Below are 23833 nucleotides of genomic sequence, written 5' to 3'. Positions count from 1 at the left end.
AGCCGCCATGCGCGCACCCACGTACACCCCGATCGCCCTGGCCGCCTTGCTCGCACTCGGTGCAGGCAGTGCCTTCGCCCAGCCCGCCGCCACGCAGCTGCCAGTGCAGCGCCCAGGCGGTGCCACCATCAATGCCAACGTGGGCGCGCCCGCCAACAACAGCCTGACCGTCACGCAGACGGCCAGCGGCAGCAACCGCGGCCTGGTGGAATGGTCGAGCTTCAGCATCGGCAGCCAAGCGCGGGTCAACATAGTTCAGCCGAATGCRCAGAGCGTGTTGGTCAACCGCGTGGTGGGCAGCGCAGGCTCCGGCCCGAGTGCGAGCGAAATCTACGGCAGCCTGTCGGCCAACGGCCGCGTGTTCCTGGTGAACCCGAGCGGTGTGGTGTTCGGTGGGTCTGCACAGGTCAACGTCGGTTCGCTGGTCGCCACCAGCCTTGACCTCGACCCCTCGATGACGGCCAACAATTACCAGGGCCTCATGAGCGGCGCCAACGTGCAGCTCAGCGGTGGCGGCGGCAACGTTCAAGTGCTCGGCGCCATCGACCCGCAGCGGCCACAGATCAAGGTAGCCGAGGGTGGCTCCGTCGTGCTGGTCGGCCGCGACCAGGTGGTGCAGAACGGCAGCATTGCCGCGCCCGGCGGCAGCATCCATCTCGGTAGCGGCGGCGCTGCCACCTTGCGGCCTGTGGGCAACAGCGGCTTCGTCGAGCTACTGACGCTGCAACCCGGCACCGGCCGTGTGGAGCTGGGCGCTCAATCACTCACCGTTGCCAACAGCGGACGGGTGAACATTCAGGGTGATGACATCCGCCTGCACGGTGGCAGCCAGGTGTCGGCCGACGGCAGCACCGGCGGTGGCCGCATCGACGTGGGCAACGACGACACGCGCTCCATCGTCATCGATCAAGGCGCCACCTTGTCGGCCGATGCCACCGGTGCGGGCAACGGCGGCTCGATCACCCTGCGCGCCATGTACAACGACCACAGCGCCAACCCGGTGGCACGCGCCGACTACGGCGTGACCGAGGTGTACGGCAACCTGCGCGCGCGAGGCGGCGTGAACGGTGGCAACGGCGGCTCTGTCGAGACCTCGGGGACGGCGGTCAACACGCGGCTCGCGTCCGCTGACGGCACCGTGACCCGCCGCGGGGTCGTCGACGCCAGCGCCCGGGCCGCAGGCGGCACCGCCGGTACGTGGACACTCGACCCGTACAACGTGACCATCTCCAACGCCACCGCCAGCGGGGTCGATGGCAATTTCGTCCCCACCGGGCCGGGCGCCAACATCAACGCGGCCGACCTGTCGGCGGCCCTCGACGCAGGCACCAGCGTCACCATCACCACCGGTACGGCGCAAGCCGGCACCGAGACAGGCAACATCAACCTCGCGCGAGACACGACGGTTTCCCACACCGCAGGCACAGGCACCACCACGCTCACCCTCAGCGCGCACAACGACATCACGCTCGAAACCGGCAGCACCCTGCAGGCCAGCAACAACAGCCCGCTCAACGTCAAGCTCTACAGCAACAGCGATGGCACGGGCTCTGGCAGCGTCATCGTCTCGGGCACGGTGCTCACCGGCGGTGGCAGTGTGGACATCGGTGGCGGCACGGCACCTGCCACCGGTTTTGCCCTGAGCAACAACCAGATCGATGGCGTGGCTCTCAATGGTGCCGTGATCGACACCAGCGGCGCCACCGGTCGCGGTGACGTCTCGATGCGCGGCCAGGCACCGAGCGGCTCCAACGCCAATGGCGTGTCCCTCATCAGCAGCTCGATCGCCGCGAACAACATCACCATCGCGGGGCTGGGCAGCCAGGGCGCCGCCGTGGCGCTCGGCGGCTCCGCGGGAACGCCCTCCACGCTCGACACCGCGAGCGGCCTGATCTCGGTGCGCGGCTTCGCCGATGGCGTGGTCTCGACCGCTGGCAACACCACCGGCGTGGTGCTGGACCAGCTGAATGTCAATCTCGGTAGCGCAGGCTCGTTGTACGTGGCGGGCCGGGCTGTGAACCGCTCGAGCACGACCTTCGGACCCGCCGGCGTGCGCTACCGCAACACCAACATCGTGGCGGCACCCGACAGCAAAGGCAGCATCACGCTCGCCGGCGAGTTGGTAGGCAACGCAGGGCTGGGCGGCCTGGCGTACTTCAACGCACAAGGCGGGCCGCTGACCATCAACGGTGGTGTGGGCGGCGAAAACACAGTGGCCACGGGCGCCAACGTTGTGCTCGCTGGCAGCTCCGACACCAGCCCGGGCGTTGATCTCGGCCTCAGTGCCGGCACCATCGTCCAGACCACCGGCACGGTGAACCTGCGGCCGGTCGGTGTGAGCGTGGCCGGTGACTTGGTCGAGCAACTGGCCACTGGCATCCAGCTCGGCGTCGAGCCCACCGCTGGCCTCTTCTACGTCGACACCAACTGGCTGCTGACGCCAAATGTGTCACGGCCGGGCATTGCTGCGACAGGCGGTGTCGTCATCGGGTCGAGCACCCACACTGGGGCGATCACCGTCGAAGACGGCGCCTTCACGCAGCACGGCGACGTGTCGGTCACCCTACAGAACCAGGGCGCCGGCTCGGCTGGGATCACGCTGGGCGGCGGGAACGCGCTGCAAAACCTCGGGCTTCGCAGCAGCGGCAATGTCACCCAGACCGGCGCCCTCACCGTTACCGGCAACCTGGTGGTCGAAGGTGGCGCACAGAGCACCGTCACGCTGGCTGACGCCGGCAATGCCATCGGCACCCTCGCCTTCGACCCGCCCGCCTCCTTCACGCTGCAGAACACTGGCGCGCTGACGATCGGCGCTGCCGGCACAGGCGGCTACACGCCCGGCACCGGTTTCACACCGCTGAACATCACCAACAGCGTCGGAGGCACCACTGCGCTCATCCAGTCCGACACCGCGGTCAACATCAACCAGTCGATCAGCATGTCGGGCGCGAATGCCACGCTCGACATCGTGGCGCCCACCATTGCGCTGGCGCCTGGCGCCACCGTCACCGCGCCGGTCGGTGGCTCGGCCCAGTTGTGGGCCACCAACTTCACGGGCGCGGCCCCGGGCACCAACTTCTACGGCTGCGTGTTCGGTGACCAGGCGACCTGCGGCGTCTCGGGCATTGCGCTGCCGACCACCGGCACCCAGTTGTTGCACCCGAATCAACCCACACTCGCCGTGGCGGCCAACCCGGCAACGGGCTACCTGGGCCTCGCGCTGCCGGCCCTGACCTACACCACCACCGGCCTGCAGAACGGTGACACCGCCGCCAGCGCACTCAGCGGCGCACTCGGCACCACACCCACAGGCACCAACACCTTGGCCATCACCCAGGGCACGCTGACGTCCCCCACGGGCTACAACGTGGCCTTCACGCCGTCGACGCTCACGCTGCGCCCCGGCACCATCACGCGGCAGATGCTGCAGTCGAGCTTCCTGGCCGAGATGGCATCCGACGTCTACGGCCGCAATCTCGACCAACCCTACATCTGCACGGCGGCCTCGGTGATTCGCGGCACGCTGGCCGACGACAAGCAAAACGACCCGCTCGCCTCGGAATGGGGCAAGGTGCGCAACCAGCCTCAGCTCGCGGGCTGCCTGAACGTGACCGACGGAGGCTCGTGCTCCGCGTTCTAGGGAGCGTGCAGATGACTTTCGGCTGATGTCGCGAAGGCCGCGGCTTCATAAAGTCCACCCATCGTGATCCAACCCAGCCGCCGCCCCACATGAACGCCCTCCCCGTCGAAGACCTGCTGGCCTCCCTCGGTGACGATGCACCCTGTGGTACCGACCTCGAATACGACCCGGCCTTCCTCGCGTTCGACGAAGCGGCTCAAGTCAAGTCGGAGCAGCAATTCGGCGAGACCGTGATCCCAGCGAAAGAGCCCGACTGGCGCGTGGCACACGAACAAGCCTTCGAAGTGGCCCGCCGCACCCGCGACATCCGCGTGGCCGTGATGCTGGCCCGCGCAGGTGCCCGCATCCACGGCGTCACGGCCTACGTCAGCGCGCTGTCGCTGATCGCCGGCCTGCTCGAGCGCCACTGGGACCACGTGTTCCCTATGCTCGAGACCGACGACAACAACGACCCGACGATGCGGCTCAACGCCCTCGCCCCGCTTGTCGACGCAGACAGCGGCCTGGCCGACTTTCGCGCCGCCATCGTGGGCACCGGCCGCGCGGCGCTGAGCGTGCGCCAGCTGGAGCTGGCCGCCGGCAAAGTAGAGCCGCTGCCCGGCGAAACCGTGCCCACGCTCGAAGGCGCCGTGCAAGCCGTTCAGGCTGCCGAAGCGCAGCGCGCTGGCGTACAGGCTGCCCTCAAGCAGGCCCACGCCGAAGTGGTCCGCATCGAAGCCGTGCTGGGCGACAAGGTCGGCGCCTCGCAAGGCCCCGATCTGCGCCCACTGCGCGTGCTGACCCAGACCCTGGCCAACGTGGCAGCTCAAGCCGAAGGCGCTGGCGTGACACCCGACACCGAAGAGGGCTCGACCAGCACCTCCACAACCCCCGCATCGCGCGGCGCCTCGGGCTCGCTGCAGACGCGCGAAGACGTGGTCCGCAGCCTCGACCGCGCCTGCGAATGGCTGGAGCGCAACGAACCCACCAACCCCGCGCCATTGCTCATCCGCCGCGCGCAGCGGCTCATGGGCAAGAGCTTTCTGGAGATCATCCGCGACCTGGCGCCGGCCGGCATCGACCAGATCGAAAACATCGCCGGCACCCCCAACGAATAGTTCGTCCGTCCACACCGTAGAGGAGTTTTTCCATGGCCACCAGCAGTCAGAAATTCATCGCACGCAACCGTGCCCCGCGCGTCCAGATCGAATACGACGTGGAGCTCTACGGCGCCGAGAAGAAGGTGCAGCTGCCCTTCGTGATGGGCGTGCTGTCCGATTTGTCGGGCAAGCCGGCCGAGCCGCTGCCGCCCGTGGCCGAGCGCAAGCTGCTCGAGTTCGACGTCGACAACTTCGACAGCCGCATGAAGTCGATGAAGCCGCGCGTGGCCTTCCAGGTGCCCAACACGCTGACGGGCGAAGGCAACATGAGTGTCGACATCACCTTCGAGAACATGGACGACTTCTCGCCTGCCGCGGTGGCCCGCAAGGTCGATTCGTTGAACCAGTTGCTCACCGCGCGACAGCAGCTGTCGAACCTCATCACCTACATGGACGGCAAGACCGGCGCCGAAGAGTTGCTCGCCAAGGTCGTGAAGGACCCGGCTCTGCTGAACAGCCTGGCCAGCGCCAAGAAGGCTGCCGACGAACCCAAGGCTGAATAAGCCGATCCCCGAACGGAGAACAGAGATGGCAGAAGCACAAGGTCAATCCTCCGCACTCACCGGCGTCGAATTCCAGGGTGGCGATTTCGCCAGCCTGCTCAACAAGGAATTCAAGCCCAAGAGCGACGAAGCCAAATCCGCCGTTGAAGCCGCGGTGCTCACGCTCGCGCAGCAGGCGCTCAGCAAGACGCAGCTGATCGGCAGCGACGTGGTCGCCTCGATCGAAGCGATGATCGCCGAGCTCGACGAGAAGCTCAGCTCGCAGATCAACCAGATCATGCACCACGCTGATTTTCAGCAGATCGAGTCGGCTTGGCGCGGCTTGCATCACCTGGTGAACAACACCGAGACCGACGAGCAGCTGAAGATCCGCGTGATGAACATCAGCAAGAACGAGCTCGGCAAAACGCTCAAGCGCTACAAGGGCACAGCCTGGGACCAGAGCCCGATCTTCAAGCGCGTCTACGAAGAAGAGTTCGGCCAGTTCGGCGGCGAGCCCTTCGGCTGCCTGGTCGGCGACTACTACTTCAACCACGGCCCGCAAGACGTGGAGCTGATGGGCGAAATGGCCAAGGTGGCCGCGGCCGCCCACACGCCCTTCATCGCTGCGGCTGACCCGACCCTGGCGCAGATGGGCTCGTGGCAAGAACTGGCCAACCCGCGCGACCTGACCAAAATCTTCACCACACCGGAGTACGCCTCTTGGCGCTCGCTGCGTGAGAGTGACGATGCCAAGTACATCGGCCTGGCAATGCCACGCTTCCTGGCGCGCATTCCCTACGGCGCCAAGACCAACCCGGTCGAGGAATTCAACTTCGAGGAAGATACCGGCAGCGCCGACCACACCAAATACACCTGGGCCAATTCGGCGTACGCAATGGCGGTCAACATCAACCGCTCGTTCAAGCAATACGGCTGGTGCTCGCGCATTCGCGGCATCGAGTCCGGCGGTTCGGTGGAAGGCCTGCCCACGCACACCTTCCCCACTGACGACGGCGGCGTCGACATGAAGTGCCCGACCGAAATCGCCATCAGCGACCGCCGCGAGGCCGAGCTGGCGAAGAACGGCTTCATGCCGCTGGTGCACCGCAAGAACTCCGACTTCGCGGCCTTCATCGGCGCCCAGTCGCTGCAGAAGCCTGCGGAGTACGACGACCCCGATGCCACGGCCAACGCCAACCTGGCCGCACGCCTGCCCTACCTCTTTGCGACCTGCCGTTTCGCGCACTACCTGAAGTGCATCGTGCGCGACAAAGTGGGCTCCTTCAAGGAGCGGGAAGACATGGCCAAGTGGCTCAACAACTGGATCATGAATTACGTCGACGGCGACCCGGCCAATTCGTCCGAGACCACCAAGGCACAGAAGCCACTCGCGGCGGCTGAAGTGACGGTGGAAGAGATCCCTGGCAATCCCGGCTACTACTCGTCGAAGTTCTTCCTGCGGCCCCACTACCAACTCGAAGGGCTCACGGTGTCTTTGCGTCTCGTCTCCAAGCTGCCTTCGCAGAAGCAGCAGTAGTTACTACAGGCCTCCGAATCGATCGATCAGTGTTTCTTGCCATTCAGCGTCATAACCAGCGCAGGCAGCTTCATCTACAAACCATCTAGGAGTTTTCATCATGAGCGGTGACTTTCACATCAAGTTTGACGGCGTCGAAGGCGAAGCCACACACAAGGACCACAAGGGAGAGATCGAGCTTCTCTCGTGGAGCTGGGAAGTGACGCAGCCGTCCGGCGCCAACACCGGCGGCGGCTCGGGCCGTGGCAAGGCCGAGCCGGGTTCGTTCAAATTCAGCCACGTCTACGACAAGGCTTCGCCCGTGCTGGCCAAGCATTGCGCGGCAGGCAAGCACTTCAAGGATGCCAAGCTCACCGCCCGCAAGGCCGGCGAGGGCCAGAAGGCATTCCTCGTGGTCACCCTGAAAGAAGTGTTCGTGACCAGCGTGGCACCGTCAGCCGGCTCAGAGGGCAACATCGAAGAAGAAGTGATGTGCTCCTACAAGGACATCGAGTTCGCCTACAAGGCCCAGGACGACAAGGGTGGTCTGGGTGGCGAAGTCAAGTTCGGCTGGAACACCGCGACCACCGAAACGCGTTGAGCCTGCGCGTCTCTCATTGACGGAAATGCGCACCTCTCGCGAGGTGCAACCCGAGGCGATGACGCGGCCACGAGGCTGCGTCCACCTCATCGCAGCATGGCGCACCGTGCGAGACGGCGTGCGCAAAAGGATTCACCATGCCTTCATCCCCGTTACCCGGCGGTGCCATCGACGTCTTTCTCTCCGTGCAGACCAAGCGCGCCGGCAAGCTGAAAGGCGAAAGCCAGGCGGTCGACCACAAGGAGGAGATTTCGGTGCACGGCTGGGCCTGGGGCATGAGCGCGAGTTCCGCACTCGGTTCGGCGCAGGCCACCGGGCGGCGCAGCTACAAGAACCTCACCGTCACCAAGCGCATCGACTCGTCGTCGACCTCGCTGATGAGCGTGCTGGCCACCAACGACGAAGTGAAGGAAGCCAAGCTCACCATGCGCAAAGCCGGTGAAGGACAGCGCGACTACTTCACCATCAAGCTCAGCAATGCCCGCGTGAGCGCGCTCGACATCGAATGCGGCGAAGACGGCGACGCACTCGAACGCATCAGCTTCGCCTTCACCAAGATCGAGGTGAACTACGAGCTGCAGCAGGCCACTGGCCAACGCGGCGGCAGCACCACCTTCCAGGACGAGATCCTGCCGGTCTGAACCATGGCCACCCCACAAGAATTGCTTTCCGCCGGCGACCCGGCCCAGGCGCTGGCCGCGTTGCAGGCTCAGGTGCGCGAGAAGCCGGGCGACGCGAAGCTGCGCGTCTTCCTCTTCCAACTGCTGAGCGTGCTCGGGCAGTGGGAGCGCGCGATGGCGCAACTCGAGGTCTGCGGCGAGCTTGACCACGGCACCTTGTCGATGGTCAACACCTACCGCGAAGCCATCAAATGCGAAGCGGTGCGCAACTCGGTGTTCGCCGGCAAGACCACCCCCGTCGTCTTCGGCCAGCCGGCGGCCTGGGTTGCGATGCTGATCGAAGCGCTGGGGCAGGACGCACAGGGCCAGTCGGCCCAGGCGCAGCACCTGAGGGCGAATGCCTTCGAACAAGCGCCCACCACCGCCGGCAGCCTGAACGGCGAGCCCTTCGACTGGATCGCCGATGCCGACTCGCGCATCGGCCCCGTGCTCGAAGCGGTGCTCAACGGCCGCTACACCTGGATTCCCTTCAACGCGCTCTCGGCCATCACCGTCGAAGCGCCGGAAGACCTGCGCGACATGGTCTGGGCGCCCGTACACCTGACCTTCACCAACGGCGGCGACACGGTGGCGCTCGTGCCGACCTGCTACCCCGGCACACGCGAGCAGCCCGAGGGCAAGCTCAAGCTTGCCCGCGCCACCGAATGGTTGCCGATCGGTACCGACCAGTTCGCAGGTCTCGGCCAACGTCTTCTCTCGACAAGTAGTGCCGAGATGGGTTTGCTGGAAGCACGCGAGATCAAGCTCGAGGTATGACAACCCCTCGTCCGATGAGTACATCGGCCGATCCCCCACGGGGATGCGGGCCGGCTTGGGGCGGCCCGGCGCTCGACCCGCTTGGAGTGGCCACATGAACCTCCGCGATCGCTTGCAGCCAGCACTGCTGGACCGCCTGACCGACTTCGCGCCGCAATCCCAGGTCGAGGCCGACGACAACCGCGTGATGAACAAGTCGCAGATCCGAGATGCGGTGCTGCGCGATCTCTCGTGGCTGCTCAACTCCGTGCAGCCACTGAACAAGAACGTGGCGACGCTGTTCCCGCAGGCGGCCGACTCGGTGCTGAACTACGGGCTGCCGGCGATGTCCGGCCAGCTTGCGTCACGTGTGGACGTCAGTCTGCTCGAGCGCACCATCAAGCAGGCGATCCTGCGCTTCGAGCCGCGCGTGATGGAAGACTCGCTCGAAGTCCGTGCCCTCGAAGCCTCCAACGTGCTCGATACGCACAACGTCATCGAGTTCGAGATCCGCGGCTTCATGTGGGCGCAGCCCGTGCCACTGGAATTGCTGTTGCGCACCCAGGTCGACCTCGAGGCCGGCCAGGTGGAGGTGCGAGACGCCAGCGGGTCCGCTCGCAGAGTCATCGGCTGATGGACCCCAATCTCCTTCGCCACTACAACGACGAGCTCACGCACCTGCGTGAGGTCGGTGCCGAGTTCGCGGCCGAGTTCCCGAAGATCGCCGCGCGGCTGTCGCTGGATGGGCTTGAAGTCAGCGACCCGTACGTCGAGCGCCTGCTCGAGGGCTTTGCCTTCCTGGCCGCGCGCATCCAGCTCAAGATCGACGCCGAGCACCCGCGCTTCGTGCAGCACCTGCTCGAGACGGTGTACCCCGGCTTCCTGTCGCCCGTGCCGTCGATGATGATTGCGCGCATGCGGCCCGATCCGCTGGACCCGAACCTGGCACGGGGCTTCACGCTCAAGCGCGGCAGTTCGCTCACCAGCGAATTGACGCGCGGGCAGAACACACGCTGCGAGTTCCGCACCGCACACGAGGTGACGCTGTGGCCGATCGAGATCGACTCGGTGCAGTACTTCAGCCACGCACCCGACCTGCCCTTGGCCCACTTGCCGGTGGCGCGCCAGTTGCGCGGCGGCTTGCGCATCAAGCTCAAGCTGCACGGCGGGCTCAAGTTCAAGCAGCTGAAGCTGGAGAAGCTGCCGCTCTTCATCTCGGCACCCGACGACGTGGCCTTCCGCCTGCACGAGCTGGTGCTGGGCAACACGGTGGGCACCTGGGTCAGCGCACCCGGCGGACCGAACGGGCGCAGCCCGAGCGCGGGCTTTGCCGATGGCGACTCCGTCAAGCCCGTCGGCTACGACGACGACCAGGCCCTGCTGCCCGAGACCCTGCGCGGGTTCAGCGGCCACCGCCTGCTGCAAGAGCTGGCGGCCATGCCGCAGCGCTTCCTGTTTTTCGAGATCAACGATCTGGCGCGCCGCCTGGCCACGGTGGACAGTGCCGAGGCCGAGATCGTCGTGCTGTTTTCGCGCGGGGAGGCCGCCCTTGAATCGCTGGTGGACGCCGGCAGCCTCGCGCTTTTCTGTACGCCTGCCGTCAACCTGTTTCCCAAGCGGCTGGATCGCATCCAACTCGGCACGGGCAGTTGGGAGCACCACGTGGTGCCCGACCGCACGCGGCCGATGGACTACGAGATCCACACGCTGGAATCGGTGACTGGCTACGGCATTGCCCAGGTCGCGGAGCAGAAGTTCCTGCCGCTCTACGCCAGCTACCACGACGCTGCGCGCAGCCACGGCGCCTACTACACCGTGCGGCGCGAGCCGCGCATGCTGTCGTCGCGCCAGCGGCTCGACGGGCCACGTTCCGCCTATGTGGGACAAGAGGCGTTTCTGTCTCTCGTGGACACGCAGAACGCGCCGTACCGCGAAGACATCCGCCAGTTGTCTGTCTCCGCCCTCGTGACGAACCGCGACCTGCCCACGCTGCTGCCCGGCAACTCGACCACCTGGGTGCTCGACTCGGCCGGCCCCGCGGGTCGTATCGAAACGCTGCGCGGCCCGACCCGACCGGCGCAACGCCTCGCCCGCGGCGACGTGGGCTGGTCCATGGTGAGCCTGCTCACGCTCAACTACCTGAGCATCGCCGGTGAAGACCCGAAACGCGCGGCCTCTGCGCTGCGCAGTTTGCTTTCGTTGCACGGCCCCGAGCAAGACGTGGCCTGGACCAAGCAGGTCGACAGCATTCAGTGGCTGGAGGCCACGTCGGTCGTGCGCCGCCTGCCCTTCCCCGGCCCGCTGACCTTCGGCTGCGGAGTCGAGGTGACGGCGCTGGTCGACGAGCTGGGATTCCAGGGGTCGAGCGCGTTCCTGCTTGGCAACGTGCTCGACAAGTTCTTTGCCCGTCACGCGGCAGCCAACAGCTTCTGCGAGACCGTGCTGCGCTCCGCGTCGCGCGGCGAAATCATGCGCTGCAAGCCGCGCATTGGCAGTCATGCGGTGTTATGAGCCCCCCAGTCGCTTCGCTCCGCCTTGCAGGCCGCGCTGGTCCAGGTGGCCCAGCTCCTCGTCAGGCGCAAACAGTCCCCCGGACTATTTGTGTCCGGCCTCGGCCCCCAAGGGGCGCCACCCATCGGCCTGGGAGATCCGGGCTTGGGGCGTTGCTTGATGAAGCGCGTCGCTTCGCTCGCTTTCTAACGCACTGATCATGGTGTCTTCATCCAACGATTCAGCGCGCCAGCTCGACGAACGCCGGGAGCGCCTGTTTCAGAGCCTCGCCGCCGAGCCGTGGGCTCACGACTTCTACGCGGTGCTGCGCCAAATCGAATCGCTCGCGCCTGCGTCACCACGGCTGGGCAAGGCCTTGCGCCCGAATGCCGAGCCCATCCGCATGGGGCAAGACCCCGAGCTCGATTTCGCGCCCGCGGCGTTGATGTCGTTCAAGGCGGACAGCAACAAGCCGCCACGGCTCGGCGCGCGCTTCTTCGGCCTGTTCGGCCCGATGGGCCCGCTGCCGCTGCACGTCACCGAGTACGCGCGCGATCGCCAGCGGAACCATGGCGACGCGACCTTGGCGCGCTTTGCAGACATCTTCCACCACCGCGCACTGCTGCTGTTCTACCGCGCCTGGGCGCAGAGTCAGCCAAGCGTGCAAGCCGACCGGCCGAACGACGACCAGTTCGCCAAATGGGTCAGCGCATTCTTCGGCCAGGCACCCGCGTCCATGCGCAATGCCGACGCCGTGCCGGACGCAGCCAAGCGCTTCGCCGCCGGCCACCTGGCGCGGCCCACGCGCAACCCCGAGGCCATCACCAAGGTGCTGCGCCAGTACTTCGACGTGCCCATTCGCATCGAGCCCTACGTGGGCCACTGGCTGCCATTGCGCGCCGAAGACCGCAGCCGGCTGGGCCGCCCCGGCGCGCGCCGCAGTGCGCCGCTGGGTGTCTCGGTGGTCGCCGGCGCGAAGGTGTGGGACAGGCAGTACAAGCTGCGCCTGCACATCGGCCCGCTCACGTTCGCGCAGTACCAGCAGTTTCTGCCAGGCCAACCCTCGCTCATCGAGCTGCGCGACTGGATGCGCCAGCTGCTCGGCTTCGACATGCTGTGGGACGTGCAGCTCGTCCTCAAAGGCGATGAAGTGCCGGCGCTCGCCGTCGGCGGCAAGACGCCGCTGGGCCGCAGCACCTGGCTGGGCCGCAAGACGCCTCACCCTGACCGCGGCGAGCTTCGCCTGCATCCCTCGCGCCTGGTCGCGAGGCCTTCTTCACTGGGAGATCACCATGGCTGAAATCAGTCGCTCCGCCCTCTTCGGCAAGCTCAATCCGTTGGCCTACAAGGCCATCGAGGGTGCCACCGTGTTCTGCAAGCTGCGTGGCAACCCGTATGTGGAGTTGCAGCACTGGCTGTTCCAGATCCTGCAGAACCAGGACTCCGACATCCACCGCATCACCAAGCACTACGGCATGGATGCCTCGAACCTGGTGGCCGACCTGCAGAACTCGCTGGACCGGCTGCCGCGCGGCGCTTCGTCCGTCACCGACCTGTCGAGCTTCGTCGAAGACGCGGTCGAACGCGGCTGGGTCTACGGCTCGCTGATGTACGGCGGCAGCCACGTGCGCACCGGCTTCCTGGTGATCGGCCTGCTCAAGACCAAGAACCTGCGCAACGTGCTGATGTCGATCAGCAAGCAGTTCGAACGCATCCAAACCGACGACCTGACGGAGAACTTCCTGAAGATCGTCGGCGGCTCGCCCGAAGACCAGCAGGCAGCGAGCGAGAGCGGTGCCGCCCCCGGCGAGGCCAGCGGCGCGATTTCGCCTGCCGCCATGGGCAAGCAGGAAGCACTCAAGCAGTTCACCACCGACCTCACCGAGCAGGCACGCGGCGGCAAGATGGACCCGATCGTCGGGCGCGACGATGAGATCCGCCAGGTGGTCGACATCCTGATGCGGCGCCGCCAGAACAACCCGATCCTGATCGGCGAGGCAGGCGTGGGCAAGACGGCGGTGGTCGAAGGCTTTGCGCAGCGCATTGCGCGCGGTGATGTGCCGCCCTCGTTGAAGGAGGTGGAGCTGCGCGTGCTCGACGTCGGCCTGCTGCAGGCCGGCGCCAGCATGAAAGGCGAGTTCGAACAGCGCCTGCGCTCGGTCATCGATGAGGTACAGGCTTCGGCCAAGCCCATCATTTTGTTCATCGACGAGACGCACACGCTGGTGGGCGCCGGCGGTGCGGCCGGCACCGGTGATGCAGCCAACCTGCTGAAACCAGCGCTCGCTCGCGGCCAGCTGCGCACCATCGGCGCCACCACCTTCGCCGAGTACAAGAAGCACATCGAGAAAGACCCGGCGCTGACACGCCGCTTCCAGAGCATCACAGTCGACGAGCCCGACGAGCCACGCGCCATTTTGATGATGCGCGGCGTGGCCTCGACCATGGAGAAGCACCACAAGGTGCAGATCCTCGACGAGGCGCTCGAAGCCGCGGTGAAACTGTCGCACCGCTACATTCCCGGCCGCCAGCTGCCCGACAAATCGGTGAGCCTGATCGACACCGCTTGCGCGCGCGTGGCCGTGAGCCTGCACGCCACACCGGCCGAGGTGGACGACTGCATGAAGCGCATCGAGGCGCTGGAAACCGAGCAAGGCATCATCGGCCGCGAAGGCGCGATCGGCATCGACACGAAGAAGCGCTCCGCCCTCGTCGAGCAGCAACTCACCACCGAGCGAGCGCGGCTCGACAAGCTGCAGACGCGCTGGCAGGCCGAGAAGGCCCTGGTGGACCAGCTGCTGGACCTGCGCGCCAAGCTGCGCGGCGCCGCACAGCCGGTGGAAGGCACGGGCAGCAAGCTCGAGAAGGGAGCGGAGGCCGCTGCAGTCGATGTGCCCAAACTCTCCGATGCCGACCGTTCAGCCACGCTGGCCGAGCTGAAGCGCGTGCAGGACGAACTGGCCGCGTTGCAAGGCGAGAGCCCGCTGATCCTGCCAACGGTCGACTACCAGGCCGTGGCCAGTGTGGTCGGCGACTGGACGGGCATCCCGGTGGGCCGCATGGCGGCCAACGAGATAGAGACCGTGCTCAACCTGCCCAAGCTGCTCGGCGCCCGCGTGATCGGGCAAGACCATGCAATGGAGATGATCGCCAAGCGCATCCAGACCTCGCGGGCGATGCTCGACAACCCGAGCAAGCCGATCGGTGTCTTCATGCTCGCGGGCACCTCGGGTGTCGGCAAGACCGAGACGGCGCTGGCCCTGGCCGAAGCGTTGTACGGCGGCGAGCAGAACGTCATCACCATCAACATGAGCGAGTACCAGGAGGCCCACACCGTCTCCACGCTCAAGGGTTCGCCACCGGGCTATGTGGGCTACGGCGAAGGCGGCGTGCTGACCGAGGCCGTGCGGCGCCGGCCCTACAGCGTGGTACTGCTCGACGAGGTGGAGAAGGCGCACCCGGACGTGCACGAGCTCTTCTTCCAGGTGTTCGACAAGGGCTGGATGGAAGACGGCGAAGGCCGCCTCATCGACTTCAAGAACACCATCATCCTGCTGACCAGCAACGCCGGCAGCGAGCTGATCATGACGCTGTGCAAGGACCCGGAGCTGATGCCGAGCCCCGAGGCCATTGGCAAGGCGCTGCGCGAGCCTCTGTTGAAGGTCTTCCCGGCGGCGCTGCTGGGCCGCATCGTCACCATCCCGTACTACCCGCTGAGCGAGACGATGATGGGCCAGATCGTTCGCCTGCAGCTCAACCGCATCAAGAAGCGCGTGGAGGCCAACCACGACGTCCCCTTCACCTTCAGCGACGAGGTGGTCAAGCTGGTGGTGAGCCGCTGCAACGAGGTGGAAAGCGGCGGCCGCGTGATCGACGCGCTGCTCACCAACACCGTGTTGCCGCGCATCAGCCACGAGTACCTCACGCGTCTGGCCTCGGGCGCGCCGCTGAAGAAGGTGGAGCTGAGCGTGGACGCGGGTGATTTTGCGTATGCGTTCGACTAGCGACACATCGTCGTTCGGTCAGGCGACATGAAGACCCCAGCAGCATCGAAACCCGTGAGCGGTGTCGCGCGCCTGGCGCAGCGGCAGATGCTGCAGCAAGCCGTCGACCTGCTGCGCGACAAGATGCACGCCGAGGCCGAGCCGGTGCTGCTGTCCATCCTGCAGCGCTGGCCCGGTCAGCCCGACGCGCTGCACTTCCTGGGTGTGCTGGAGCACACGCGTGGCCACAGCGAAGCGGCGCTCACGCTCATCCGACAGGCCATCGCCGGCATGCCGGGGCGCGCCGGGCCGTTGAACAACCTGGGCAACGTGCTGGTGGAGACGCAACGCTTCGACGAGGCTGTCAACGCCTACCGCGACTGCCTGGCCATCCAACCCGACAGCATCGACGCGCTGAACAACCTGGCGACGATGCTGCGAAAGCGCGGCGAGCACGCCGAGTCCGAAGCGTTGTGCCGCCGGGCGCTCGAAGCCAAGCCCGATTTCGCCCAGGCTTGGTACAACCTTTCACTCACGTTGCTGGAGCAAGGCCGCGTCGACGAAGGGCTCAAGGCTCACAGCCAGGCCATCGTGCTGTGGCCGCGCCACCTGCAGGCACGTAACGCCGTGCCCAAGGCACTGGTGCAACTGGGCCGGCTCGATGAGGCAGCGCAGCTCTACCGCGAATGGCTGGCCACCGACCCCGACAACCCGGTGATCAAGCACCACCTCGCCGCCTGCTCCGGCGGCGCCGTGCCCGAGCGGGCGAGCGATGCGTACGTGGAGAAAACCTTCGACGCCTTCGCCGCTACCTTCGACGCCAACCTTTCGGCCCTGGGCTACCGCGCACCGCAGCTCGTGGCTGACCTGCTGCGCGAACTGCTGCCGCCGCCCGCACGGCAGTTCGACATCCACGACCTCGGCTGCGGCACCGGCCTGTGCGGCCCGATGGTGCGCGACTGGGCAAGCGACCTGAGCGGCTGCGATCTCTCGCAAGGCATGCTCGACAAGGCCGAGCGTCGGCATGTCTACGACAGCCTGCAGCACGCCGAACTGGTGGCGCACATGAATGCGAACCCTGCGAAGTACGACGCCTTGATCTGTGCCGACACGTTCTGCTACTTCGGTGAGCTGGGCGGCGCCATGCGAGCTGCGATGCAATCATTGCGTCCCAATGGGCTGCTGGTGTTCACCGTCGAAGCACTGCTCACGCCAGACAGCCCCTCCTTCCGCCTGCACCCGCACGGGCGATATGCGCATGCACGGGGCTATATCGAGTCATCCGTCGTCGCCGCTGGCTTCTCGCCACGGCACTTGGCGCAGGTGGTGTTGCGATCCGAAGCAGGCAAGCACGTCGACGGCTGGCTGGTGGCCGCGCAACGCAACCAGGAGCGCCCAGCATGACGCACATCGTCGTGTCCGCCGGCTCGAGCCCCGCCTTGATCCAGGAACTGCAGCACTATCTCGCTCTGCGGGTCCCCGACCAAAGAGTGACTGAATCGGGTGAGTTCGACGTGGCGACGAGAAGCGCTCTGGCCGCGTTCCGACGAGCAAACTGGCTTCCCATTGAACGCCGTCGTGAGACCGCTGCACCCGGGTTCCTGCGCGCCTTGCTGCCGATGGACGATGCCTGCGACCTTACGGCTTGGATCGCTCTGCATCAGACCGAAACCTTCAACGTACGCCACGACATCACGCTCGTTCACCAACGAACCGACCTCACCGGCTGTGAGATGGCCAGCCTGGCCATGCTGCTGGGGCACAACGTGGAACTTGAACGGCCCGTGCACGAAGGCGAGGCAGCCCCCTGGACGATGCGGTCTCTGCCGCCCGGTCGGGGTCACAGTGATGAAGTAGGAGAGAGATGGCACGACGTGTTTCGCCGCGGAGCCATAGGCCTGGACAGCGCGGCCGACAGTGCCCACGAACGCCTGGCCGAACGCCTGGGCTTGCGCTACCTGCGACACGGTGCCTGGACGCCTTCCGCCCTCGCGACCACCTTGCACCAGGGGCCGATCATGGTGGCCAGCAATTGGCGTGATGAAGACAGCGGCAGCAGTGGGAGCCATGCATGGGTTCTGGCGGGCATGCGCGGTGACGGCAGCGAAGCCGGCACGGCCTGTCTGCGCTACGACCCGCAATCGGTCAGCGTCACGGCGGGCATCCAGAGCTGGACCTTCGACGACATGATGGCCGAGTTCAGCACCGCCTTCCGCCAAATGATCCAGGGACCGGCACGGCTGAGGAGTTAGCGTTCAAACGGGTGCGTTTGGCCCAGCTATGACTTTCGTCGCTTTACCCCGCAACGGCCCGCCCTTACCTTCTCACCATCGCGCGAACAGCGCGGCCCGAGCTCAACGACATGCCAGCATCCATCACGCTCACGACACCGCTGCCGCCAAGCGACTTGATCTTCGAGTCGATGGCCGCGTCGGCCGGACTTAGCATGCTCGGTGAGATCGAAATCTCTCTGCTGAGCCCGAGCGCCACCATCAAGCCGGAAGACCTGCTGGGCAAGGCGATCACCGTCCACACCGAGTTGCCCGACGACGCCAAGCGCCACTTCAACGGCTACGTGACCCGCTTCGCCATCGGCGCGCACCGCGGCCGCCACTACAGCTACCAGGCCACCGTGCGGCCCTGGCTTTGGTTCCTGACACGCACCTCCGACTGCCGAATCTTCCAGGACCTGAGCGCCCCCGACATCGTCAAGAAGGTGTTCGAAGACCACAGCGTCGCCAACTTCGAGTTCAAGCTCTTCCGCTCGTACCGCAAGTGGACGTACTGTGTGCAGTACCGCGAGACGGATTTCAACTTCATTGCACGCCTGCTCGAGCACGAAGGCATCTACTGGTACTTCGAACACACCGACGGCAAGCACAAGCTCGTGCTCGTCGATTCGCAAAGCGCGCACAACGCCGTCGAGCGCCACGACACGCTGCCCTACTTCGAGAACACCGCCAGCGCGCCGCCCGACACCGAATACGTGTCTAACTGGTCGTTCTCGCGTGAAGTGAGAACCGGCAAGGCCGTGCTCACCAGCTACGACTTCGAGCGCCCTTCCACCGACCTGAAAGTCGACAAAGACAAGGCGCGCAGCTACGACCTGTCGGACTACGAGATGTTTGACTTCCAGGGCGACTACATCCAGGCCGCCGATGGCACCCAACTCGCCGAAGACCGCATGGACGAAATGCAGTCACGCTTCCAGTCTCTGCGCGGCACATCCAACGGCCACAGCATCGAAGTCGGCAAGCTGCTCAAGCTAGACCGCCACCCGCGCGACGACCARAACGCCGAGTACCTGATCACCGCCCTGTCGATCCGCGCGCACGTAGCAGCGCAAGAGTCGGGCGGCGGTAGCGGTGGAAGCTACCAGTGCGACTTCTCCGCCATCCCGTCGGACCAGCAGTTCCGCCCGCCGCGCCGCACGCCCAAGCCCTTCGTGCAAGGCCCGCAATCGGCCGTTGTCGTCGGCCCCGGCGGCGAAGAAATCTTCACCGACAAGTACGGCCGCGTGAAGGTGCAGTTCCACTGGGACCGCGAAGCCAAAAAGAAGGACATGAAGGAGAAGAGCTCCTGCTGGGTGCGTGTCTCCTACCCCTGGGCCGGCAAGAACTTCGGCGCCATCCACATTCCACGCATCGGCCAGGAGGTGGTGGTCAGCTTCCTCGAAGGCGACCCCGACCAGCCACTCATCACCGGCCGCGTCTACAACGCCGAGCAGATGCCTCCCTGGGACCTGCCCGCCAACGCGACGCAAAGCGGCATCCTCACCCGCTCGTCGAAAGGCGGCGGCTACGGCAACGCCAACGCGATCCGCTTCGAGGACAAGGCCGGGTCAGAGCAGCTGTGGATCCACGCCGAGAAGAACCAGGACATCGAGGTCGAGAACGACGAGACGCATTGGGTCGGGCATGACCGGACCAAGACCGTCGACCATGATGAGACGGTGCATGTGAAGCATGACCGCACGGAGACGGTCGATAACAACGAGACGATCACGGTCCACCACGACCGCACGGAAACCGTCGACAACAACGAGAAGATCACGATCGGCGTGAACCGCAACGAGAGCGTGGGGGCGAACGAAGACATCTCCATTGGCGCGAACCGCACCGAGTCGGTTGGTGCCAACGAGACGATCACGATCGGATCGAACCGCTCGGTCACCATCGGTTCGAGCAAGACGGAGACAGTGGCACTCCAACGCACACGCGCTGTGGGCGTGAACGAATCGGTGGCCATCGGGGCGGCACAAGAGATTGCGGTGGGTGCGGCGCAATCGATCACGGTGGGTGCCAACCAGTCGACAAATGTGGGTATCAACCAGAGCAACACGATCGGCGCCGACCAGACCACCTCGGTTGGCTCGAAGCAAGACAACACCATCGGCGCGGACCGGGCGTTGAGCGTGGGCGGCGGCCAGACCACCTCGGTGGGCAAGGCGCGCACCACGTCCATCGCCGAGGACGACTCGCTGACCGTGGGCAAGAACCTCAGCATCACGGCCGCGGATTCGATCACCATCAAGACTGGTGATGCCAGCATCACGATGAAGAAAGACGGCACCATCACGATCAAGGGCAAGGACATCACGATCGAAGGCTCCGGCAAGATCAACGCCAAGGCGAGTAGCGACATCGTGATGAAGGGCTCAAAGATTCTTCACAACTGAAAACGAAACTGCACGGAGGCCCCACATGGGTAGCAGAGATTCCATCGACGAACCACTGGCGCTGGCCGATACCGACACACCCTGCGGGCAGGTTGTGGAACACGACGCACTGGCACCATTGTTGTTGTCGAGAGCGGTCTCGCTTAGTGCGCGGCCTGTTCCAGAGGTCGTGATCGGAGAGCTGGTCGCCATCGCCGACGAAGGGCTGTCACCCTTGGTGATCTACCCCGGCCAGCCCGGCACGGCAGCACTGCGCGCACGCTCCGTGCTCGATCTGCATGGCGCACACATCGGCAAGTCGGTGGTCCTGTCGTTCGATGGCGGTGACGCCTCGCGCCCCATCGTCATGGGTGTCTTGCGCCAGGCAGAAAACCTCGCGCCGGATGCCCCGGGGTACGTGCAGATCGACGCCGATGGCGAACGCATGATTGTCAGCGCCAGGGACGAGTTGGTACTCAAATGTGGCAAGGCCAGCATCACGCTCACCAAGGCAGGCAAGGTCTTGATCCAGGGCAGCTATGTGTCGAGCCGTTCGACCGGCGTGAACCGCATCAAAGGCGGATCGGTTCAACTCAACTGAGCCCGCGGACTCCCGCATGGAACTCATCAACGCCACCCGCATGGTCGCGGGCTTCAACATGGGGCTCGAGCCGAGCGGGCGCGAGCTTCTGGTGATCGTGATCAAGGGCACCTTCACGCTGCCCAAGACCGGCGAACCCGTGCGCCTTGCCGACAAGCAGCTCCCGCTGATCATGGCCGACACCTTCACGGGTGAACCCGGCTTCAGCTCGCCGGTCCACGAGATCGACTTTGCCCCCCGCAAGCAGTCCTGCGACGTTTTGCTGCTGGGCAGCGCGCATGCTCCCGAAGGTCGACAAGTCACACGCATGCGTGTGGGCCTGCGCGTCGCGTCGATGGAAAAGTCGTTTGACGTCATTGGCGATCGTGTCTGGCAAGCAGGTCTCACCGGTATCAGCGCATCGGTGCCGCAGCCCTTCTCGACGATGCCGATTTCATACGATCTGGCCTTCGGCGGTGCCGATCGCTACAGCGATGACGAGAGCGAACACGACGCCTACCTGCCCAACCCTGTCGGACGGGGCTGGCACAAGCACCTGAAGAACGCCTGGGTCGATGGCACACCGCTGCCCAATACCGAAGAGCTCGGCAACGCGGTCAACTCCCCGAGAGACAAATGCAAACCGATGTCGCTCGGCCCGGTCGGCCGAGGCTGGCCGCAACGCGCGCGCTTCGCTGGCACCTACGACGACAAGTGGCTGGCCGAAGTGTTCCCGTTTCTGCCGAAGGACTTCGACGAGCGCTACTACCTGGCCGCGCCTGAAGACCAGCAGGTGCCGGTGCCGAAAGGGCCGATGAATGTAGTGCTGAACGGCTTCACGTCCGATGGATCGCGCCACTTCGTGCTGCCCCACTTCGAAGCTCCGGTGCATATTTTCCCGAAGCACGGGGAGCGGGAAGATCTCGCCGCGACCCTGGACACCATCCTGTTCGAACCCGACCACGAACGCTTCACGATGAGTTGGCGCGTTGCCCGGCCGCTCAAGAAAAGCATGCACGAGATCGCCCAGGTGATGATCGGCAAACGAGGCAGCGAGTGGTGGCAACAGCGCGACCAGGTGAACTTCCCGATCCCTGTCGTGATGGTTCCGTCCAGAGCAGCAGCCCTGAAGAACCTGGCGGAGCCCCTGTGAGCGGATTTCCGATTGCCATCCTTCGTACTGGCCTCGTCACTTCAGTCGGCCTCGACGCAGCGTCGAGTTGCGCGGCATTTCGCGCCAAGGTCACCAACCCTGTTGAAACCCGATTCATCGATTCCGATGGAGGATGGATCATGGCCCATGAAGTGCCTCTCAGTCAGCCAGTGCGCGGATTGACCAAGCTCGCCCAGATGGCTTCGATGGCCATCGCAGGGGCACTTGAAGACATTCCGAAGAGCGACTGGTCGGAGTTGCCCTTGATCCTGTGCGTGGCCGAGGCCGAAAGGCCAGGTCGGCAAGCCGGGCTGGACGACGCGCTTCTGCTGAAGATTCAAGGCGAGCTGGGCGTGCGGTTCCATTCGCAGTCGGCGATCGTCACCCAGGGCCGTGTGGGCCTCGCCGTGGCGTTGGCGAGGGCACGTGCCTTGGTATCACAAGCACAGCCGCGGCGCGTTCTCGTGGTCGCAACCGACAGCCTGCTGGCATGGCCCACGCTCAGCCATTACGAGCAGAACGGCCGCTTGCTCACCGAGGGCAACTCGAATGGCTTCATGCCAGGCGAAGGAGCCGGCGCCTTGCTGATCGGACCGCCCACTCCTGGAGCCCCTGAGCTGGTCTGCACCGGCATCGGGTTCGCGCGCGAAGCGGCGCACATCGACAGCGAACAGCCCCTGCGTGGCGATGGCCTGTCAGAAGCCGTCAAGGCCGCGTTGGCCGATGCGGAATGCCAGATGCACGACATGGACTTTCGCATCACCGACAACTCCGGCGAGCAGTACTACTTCAAGGAAGCTGCGCTTGTTCTGGCGCGCCTGCTCCGTCAGCGGAAAGAGGCTTTCGACATCTGGCATCCGGCGGAATGCACCGGCGAGATGGGCGCGGTTTCCGGCTTCAGCATCGTCTCCATGGCGCATGCTGCCTGCAGGAAGGGCTACACCGTGGGGACCAACATCCTGGTCCATATGGCCAACGACGCGGGTCAGCGTGCTGCGATGTCGTTGCAATACCGGGTGGCGCGATGAGCAACGAGGTATATGCCAACAACATGGAGGTCTCCTGCAAGCAGGGGTCTGGCAAGGCGATCTGCGCGTTTCCCGACGTGTGCTTCACCCCACCTCAGACGCCAGCCACCCCACCGGGGGTACCCATTCCATATCCGAACACTGGACTGGATGCAGACGCCACCGACGGTTCGACCTCGGTGAAGATCTCGGGCGAAGAGATCATGCTCAAGAACAAGAGCTGCTTCAAGAAGAGTTCGGGCGATGAAGCTGGCGCGGCCCCGAAGAAGGGGATGGTCACAAGCAAGAACACCGGCAAGGTCTACTTCAACGCCTGGTCCATGGATGTGAAGGTCGAAGGCGAGAACCTTGTACGCAACCTCGACCTGACGACCCACAACCACGCGTCCTTTCCCGGTGACACGCCGACGTGGCCCTACCTCAGCAAGGCGTCGGTAGCAAATCCGAAAGGCGCCTGCGCCAGTGAAGTCAAGAAGATCGAAACAGCATGCAAGGGCGTCGCTGACCCCTGTGCTGGCATGGGCGCCGCCAAGCCGTCGCGAAGAAAGAAGAGCAAGACGGCGTTCAATCTCGCTGCCAAGACCGGCGCAAATGATTGCCTGGCAGCGCGTCGCTGTGCGCTCCAGACCTACAGCCCCAACACATGCTGCCCGCCGCAGACGCCTCACCATCTGATCGAGGCGAGCGCACTTTTCGACAAGGGGCGAGGTGGAAAGGGATCAACGCCGCTGCAAGGAATATCGAACTACAAGGAGAACGATGCTCCCTGCGTTTGCGCCGAGGGGCCAACGCAAAACGTGGGCACCCACGGGCTGATGCACTCCTACCAGAGTGCAGTAGCCGCTGGCTGCCCGGACGGGACGCTCAAGTTGACGGGTGGAAAGACCGTCAGTGCGAAGACGACCACTTATGGCGAGGCCAAGAAAAGTGCCCATGAGGCGATGACGAAGGTTTTCCCGAATTCCAAATGCAGCAAGAAGTGCATTGATGCACAGCTCGACAACTATCATCGTCAATGCGGCATTCGAAACGACACCGAGATCAAGGCCGTCAAGACAGGAAGCACCGATCTCACGCAAGCCGATTCAGCTCTCGCATCTCTCAAGAAAGCCATCAAGGACGCGAGAACCAGTGGGTCGATTTGAG

General features: G+C 65.2%; 18 protein-coding genes. All 18 read left to right on the top strand.

Features of this window, described 5'->3' with window-relative positions; translation table 11 throughout:
- Positions 1 to 7 precede the first annotated feature (7 nt).
- The 18 genes from AC1DYS_RS13320 (at position 8) to AC1DYS_RS13235 (ending at position 23832) form a co-directional block, all read left to right on the top strand.
- Positions 8 to 3640, top strand: a complete 3633-nt coding sequence (locus AC1DYS_RS13320) for a beta strand repeat-containing protein (RefSeq protein WP_477899811.1) — start codon at positions 8 to 10, stop codon at positions 3638 to 3640.
- Between the two features lie 89 nt (positions 3641 to 3729).
- Positions 3730 to 4737, top strand: coding sequence for a type VI secretion system protein TssA (gene tssA / locus AC1DYS_RS13315; protein ID WP_477899809.1), 1008 nt, complete (start codon positions 3730 to 3732; stop codon positions 4735 to 4737).
- A gap of 32 nt (positions 4738 to 4769) precedes the next feature.
- Positions 4770 to 5282, top strand: a complete 513-nt coding sequence (gene tssB, locus AC1DYS_RS13310) for a type VI secretion system contractile sheath small subunit (protein ID WP_477899807.1) — start codon at positions 4770 to 4772, stop codon at positions 5280 to 5282.
- A 25-nt stretch (positions 5283 to 5307) separates the two neighbouring features.
- Positions 5308 to 6801, top strand: a complete 1494-nt coding sequence (tssC, locus tag AC1DYS_RS13305; RefSeq protein WP_477899805.1) for a type VI secretion system contractile sheath large subunit — start codon at positions 5308 to 5310, stop codon at positions 6799 to 6801.
- 100 nt (positions 6802 to 6901) lie between these two features.
- Positions 6902 to 7381, top strand: a complete 480-nt coding sequence (locus tag AC1DYS_RS13300) for an Hcp family type VI secretion system effector (RefSeq protein ID WP_477899803.1) — start codon at positions 6902 to 6904, stop codon at positions 7379 to 7381.
- Positions 7382 to 7518: 137 nt separating this feature from the next.
- The gene (locus AC1DYS_RS13295; RefSeq protein ID WP_477899801.1) at positions 7519 to 8022 is read left to right on the top strand and encodes an Hcp family type VI secretion system effector; all 504 of its coding nucleotides are present in this window, start codon (positions 7519 to 7521) and stop codon (positions 8020 to 8022) included.
- Positions 8023 to 8025: 3 nt separating this feature from the next.
- A complete protein-coding gene (locus tag AC1DYS_RS13290; RefSeq protein WP_477899799.1) occupies positions 8026 to 8817 on the top strand; it encodes a type VI secretion system accessory protein TagJ in 792 nt (263 codons plus the stop codon).
- A gap of 94 nt (positions 8818 to 8911) precedes the next feature.
- Positions 8912 to 9430 (top strand): type VI secretion system baseplate subunit TssE, encoded by a 519-nt coding sequence (gene tssE / locus AC1DYS_RS13285; protein WP_477899797.1) that lies wholly within the window; start codon positions 8912 to 8914, stop codon positions 9428 to 9430.
- A complete protein-coding gene (tssF, locus tag AC1DYS_RS13280) occupies positions 9430 to 11307 on the top strand; it encodes a type VI secretion system baseplate subunit TssF (protein WP_477899795.1) in 1878 nt (625 codons plus the stop codon). Before tssE ends, tssF begins: the two co-directional genes overlap by 1 nt.
- 199 nt (positions 11308 to 11506) lie before the next feature.
- Positions 11507 to 12586, top strand: coding sequence for a type VI secretion system baseplate subunit TssG (gene tssG / locus AC1DYS_RS13275; RefSeq protein WP_477899793.1), 1080 nt, complete (start codon positions 11507 to 11509; stop codon positions 12584 to 12586).
- Positions 12579 to 15290, top strand: coding sequence for a type VI secretion system ATPase TssH (tssH, locus tag AC1DYS_RS13270; protein ID WP_477899791.1), 2712 nt, complete (start codon positions 12579 to 12581; stop codon positions 15288 to 15290). The genes tssG and tssH overlap by 8 nt, the downstream gene beginning before the upstream one ends.
- A gap of 27 nt (positions 15291 to 15317) precedes the next feature.
- Complete coding sequence (locus AC1DYS_RS13265; protein WP_477899789.1) at positions 15318 to 16673, top strand: tetratricopeptide repeat protein; 1356 nt, start codon at positions 15318 to 15320, stop codon at positions 16671 to 16673.
- Between the two features lie 35 nt (positions 16674 to 16708).
- Complete coding sequence (locus AC1DYS_RS13260) at positions 16709 to 17521, top strand: papain-like cysteine protease family protein (RefSeq protein WP_477899787.1); 813 nt, start codon at positions 16709 to 16711, stop codon at positions 17519 to 17521.
- A gap of 110 nt (positions 17522 to 17631) precedes the next feature.
- Positions 17632 to 19947: a type VI secretion system Vgr family protein gene (locus AC1DYS_RS13255; protein ID WP_477899785.1), complete on the top strand. Its 2316-nt coding sequence runs from the start codon at positions 17632 to 17634 to the stop codon at positions 19945 to 19947.
- A 25-nt stretch (positions 19948 to 19972) separates the two neighbouring features.
- Positions 19973 to 20527, top strand: a complete 555-nt coding sequence (locus tag AC1DYS_RS13250; RefSeq protein WP_477899783.1) for a DUF6484 domain-containing protein — start codon at positions 19973 to 19975, stop codon at positions 20525 to 20527.
- 16 nt (positions 20528 to 20543) lie between these two features.
- Positions 20544 to 21659 carry a DUF2169 family type VI secretion system accessory protein gene (locus AC1DYS_RS13245; RefSeq protein ID WP_477899781.1) on the top strand — a complete coding sequence of 372 codons (1116 nt, stop codon included), beginning with the start codon at positions 20544 to 20546 and terminating at the stop codon, positions 21657 to 21659.
- Positions 21656 to 22687: a hypothetical protein gene (locus AC1DYS_RS13240; protein WP_477899779.1), complete on the top strand. Its 1032-nt coding sequence runs from the start codon at positions 21656 to 21658 to the stop codon at positions 22685 to 22687. Before AC1DYS_RS13245 ends, AC1DYS_RS13240 begins: the two co-directional genes overlap by 4 nt.
- Entirely contained in the window at positions 22684 to 23832 is a 1149-nt protein-coding gene (locus tag AC1DYS_RS13235; RefSeq protein WP_477899777.1) for an HNH/endonuclease VII fold toxin-2 domain-containing protein, read from the top strand. The genes AC1DYS_RS13240 and AC1DYS_RS13235 overlap by 4 nt, the downstream gene beginning before the upstream one ends.
- Position 23833: the final 1 nt, after the last annotated feature.

This window comes from Rhizobacter sp. P2_G4, from assembly GCF_056403575.1.
Note: the sequence above shows the minus strand (reverse complement) of the source record. Positions and strands in the feature narration are given on the sequence as shown.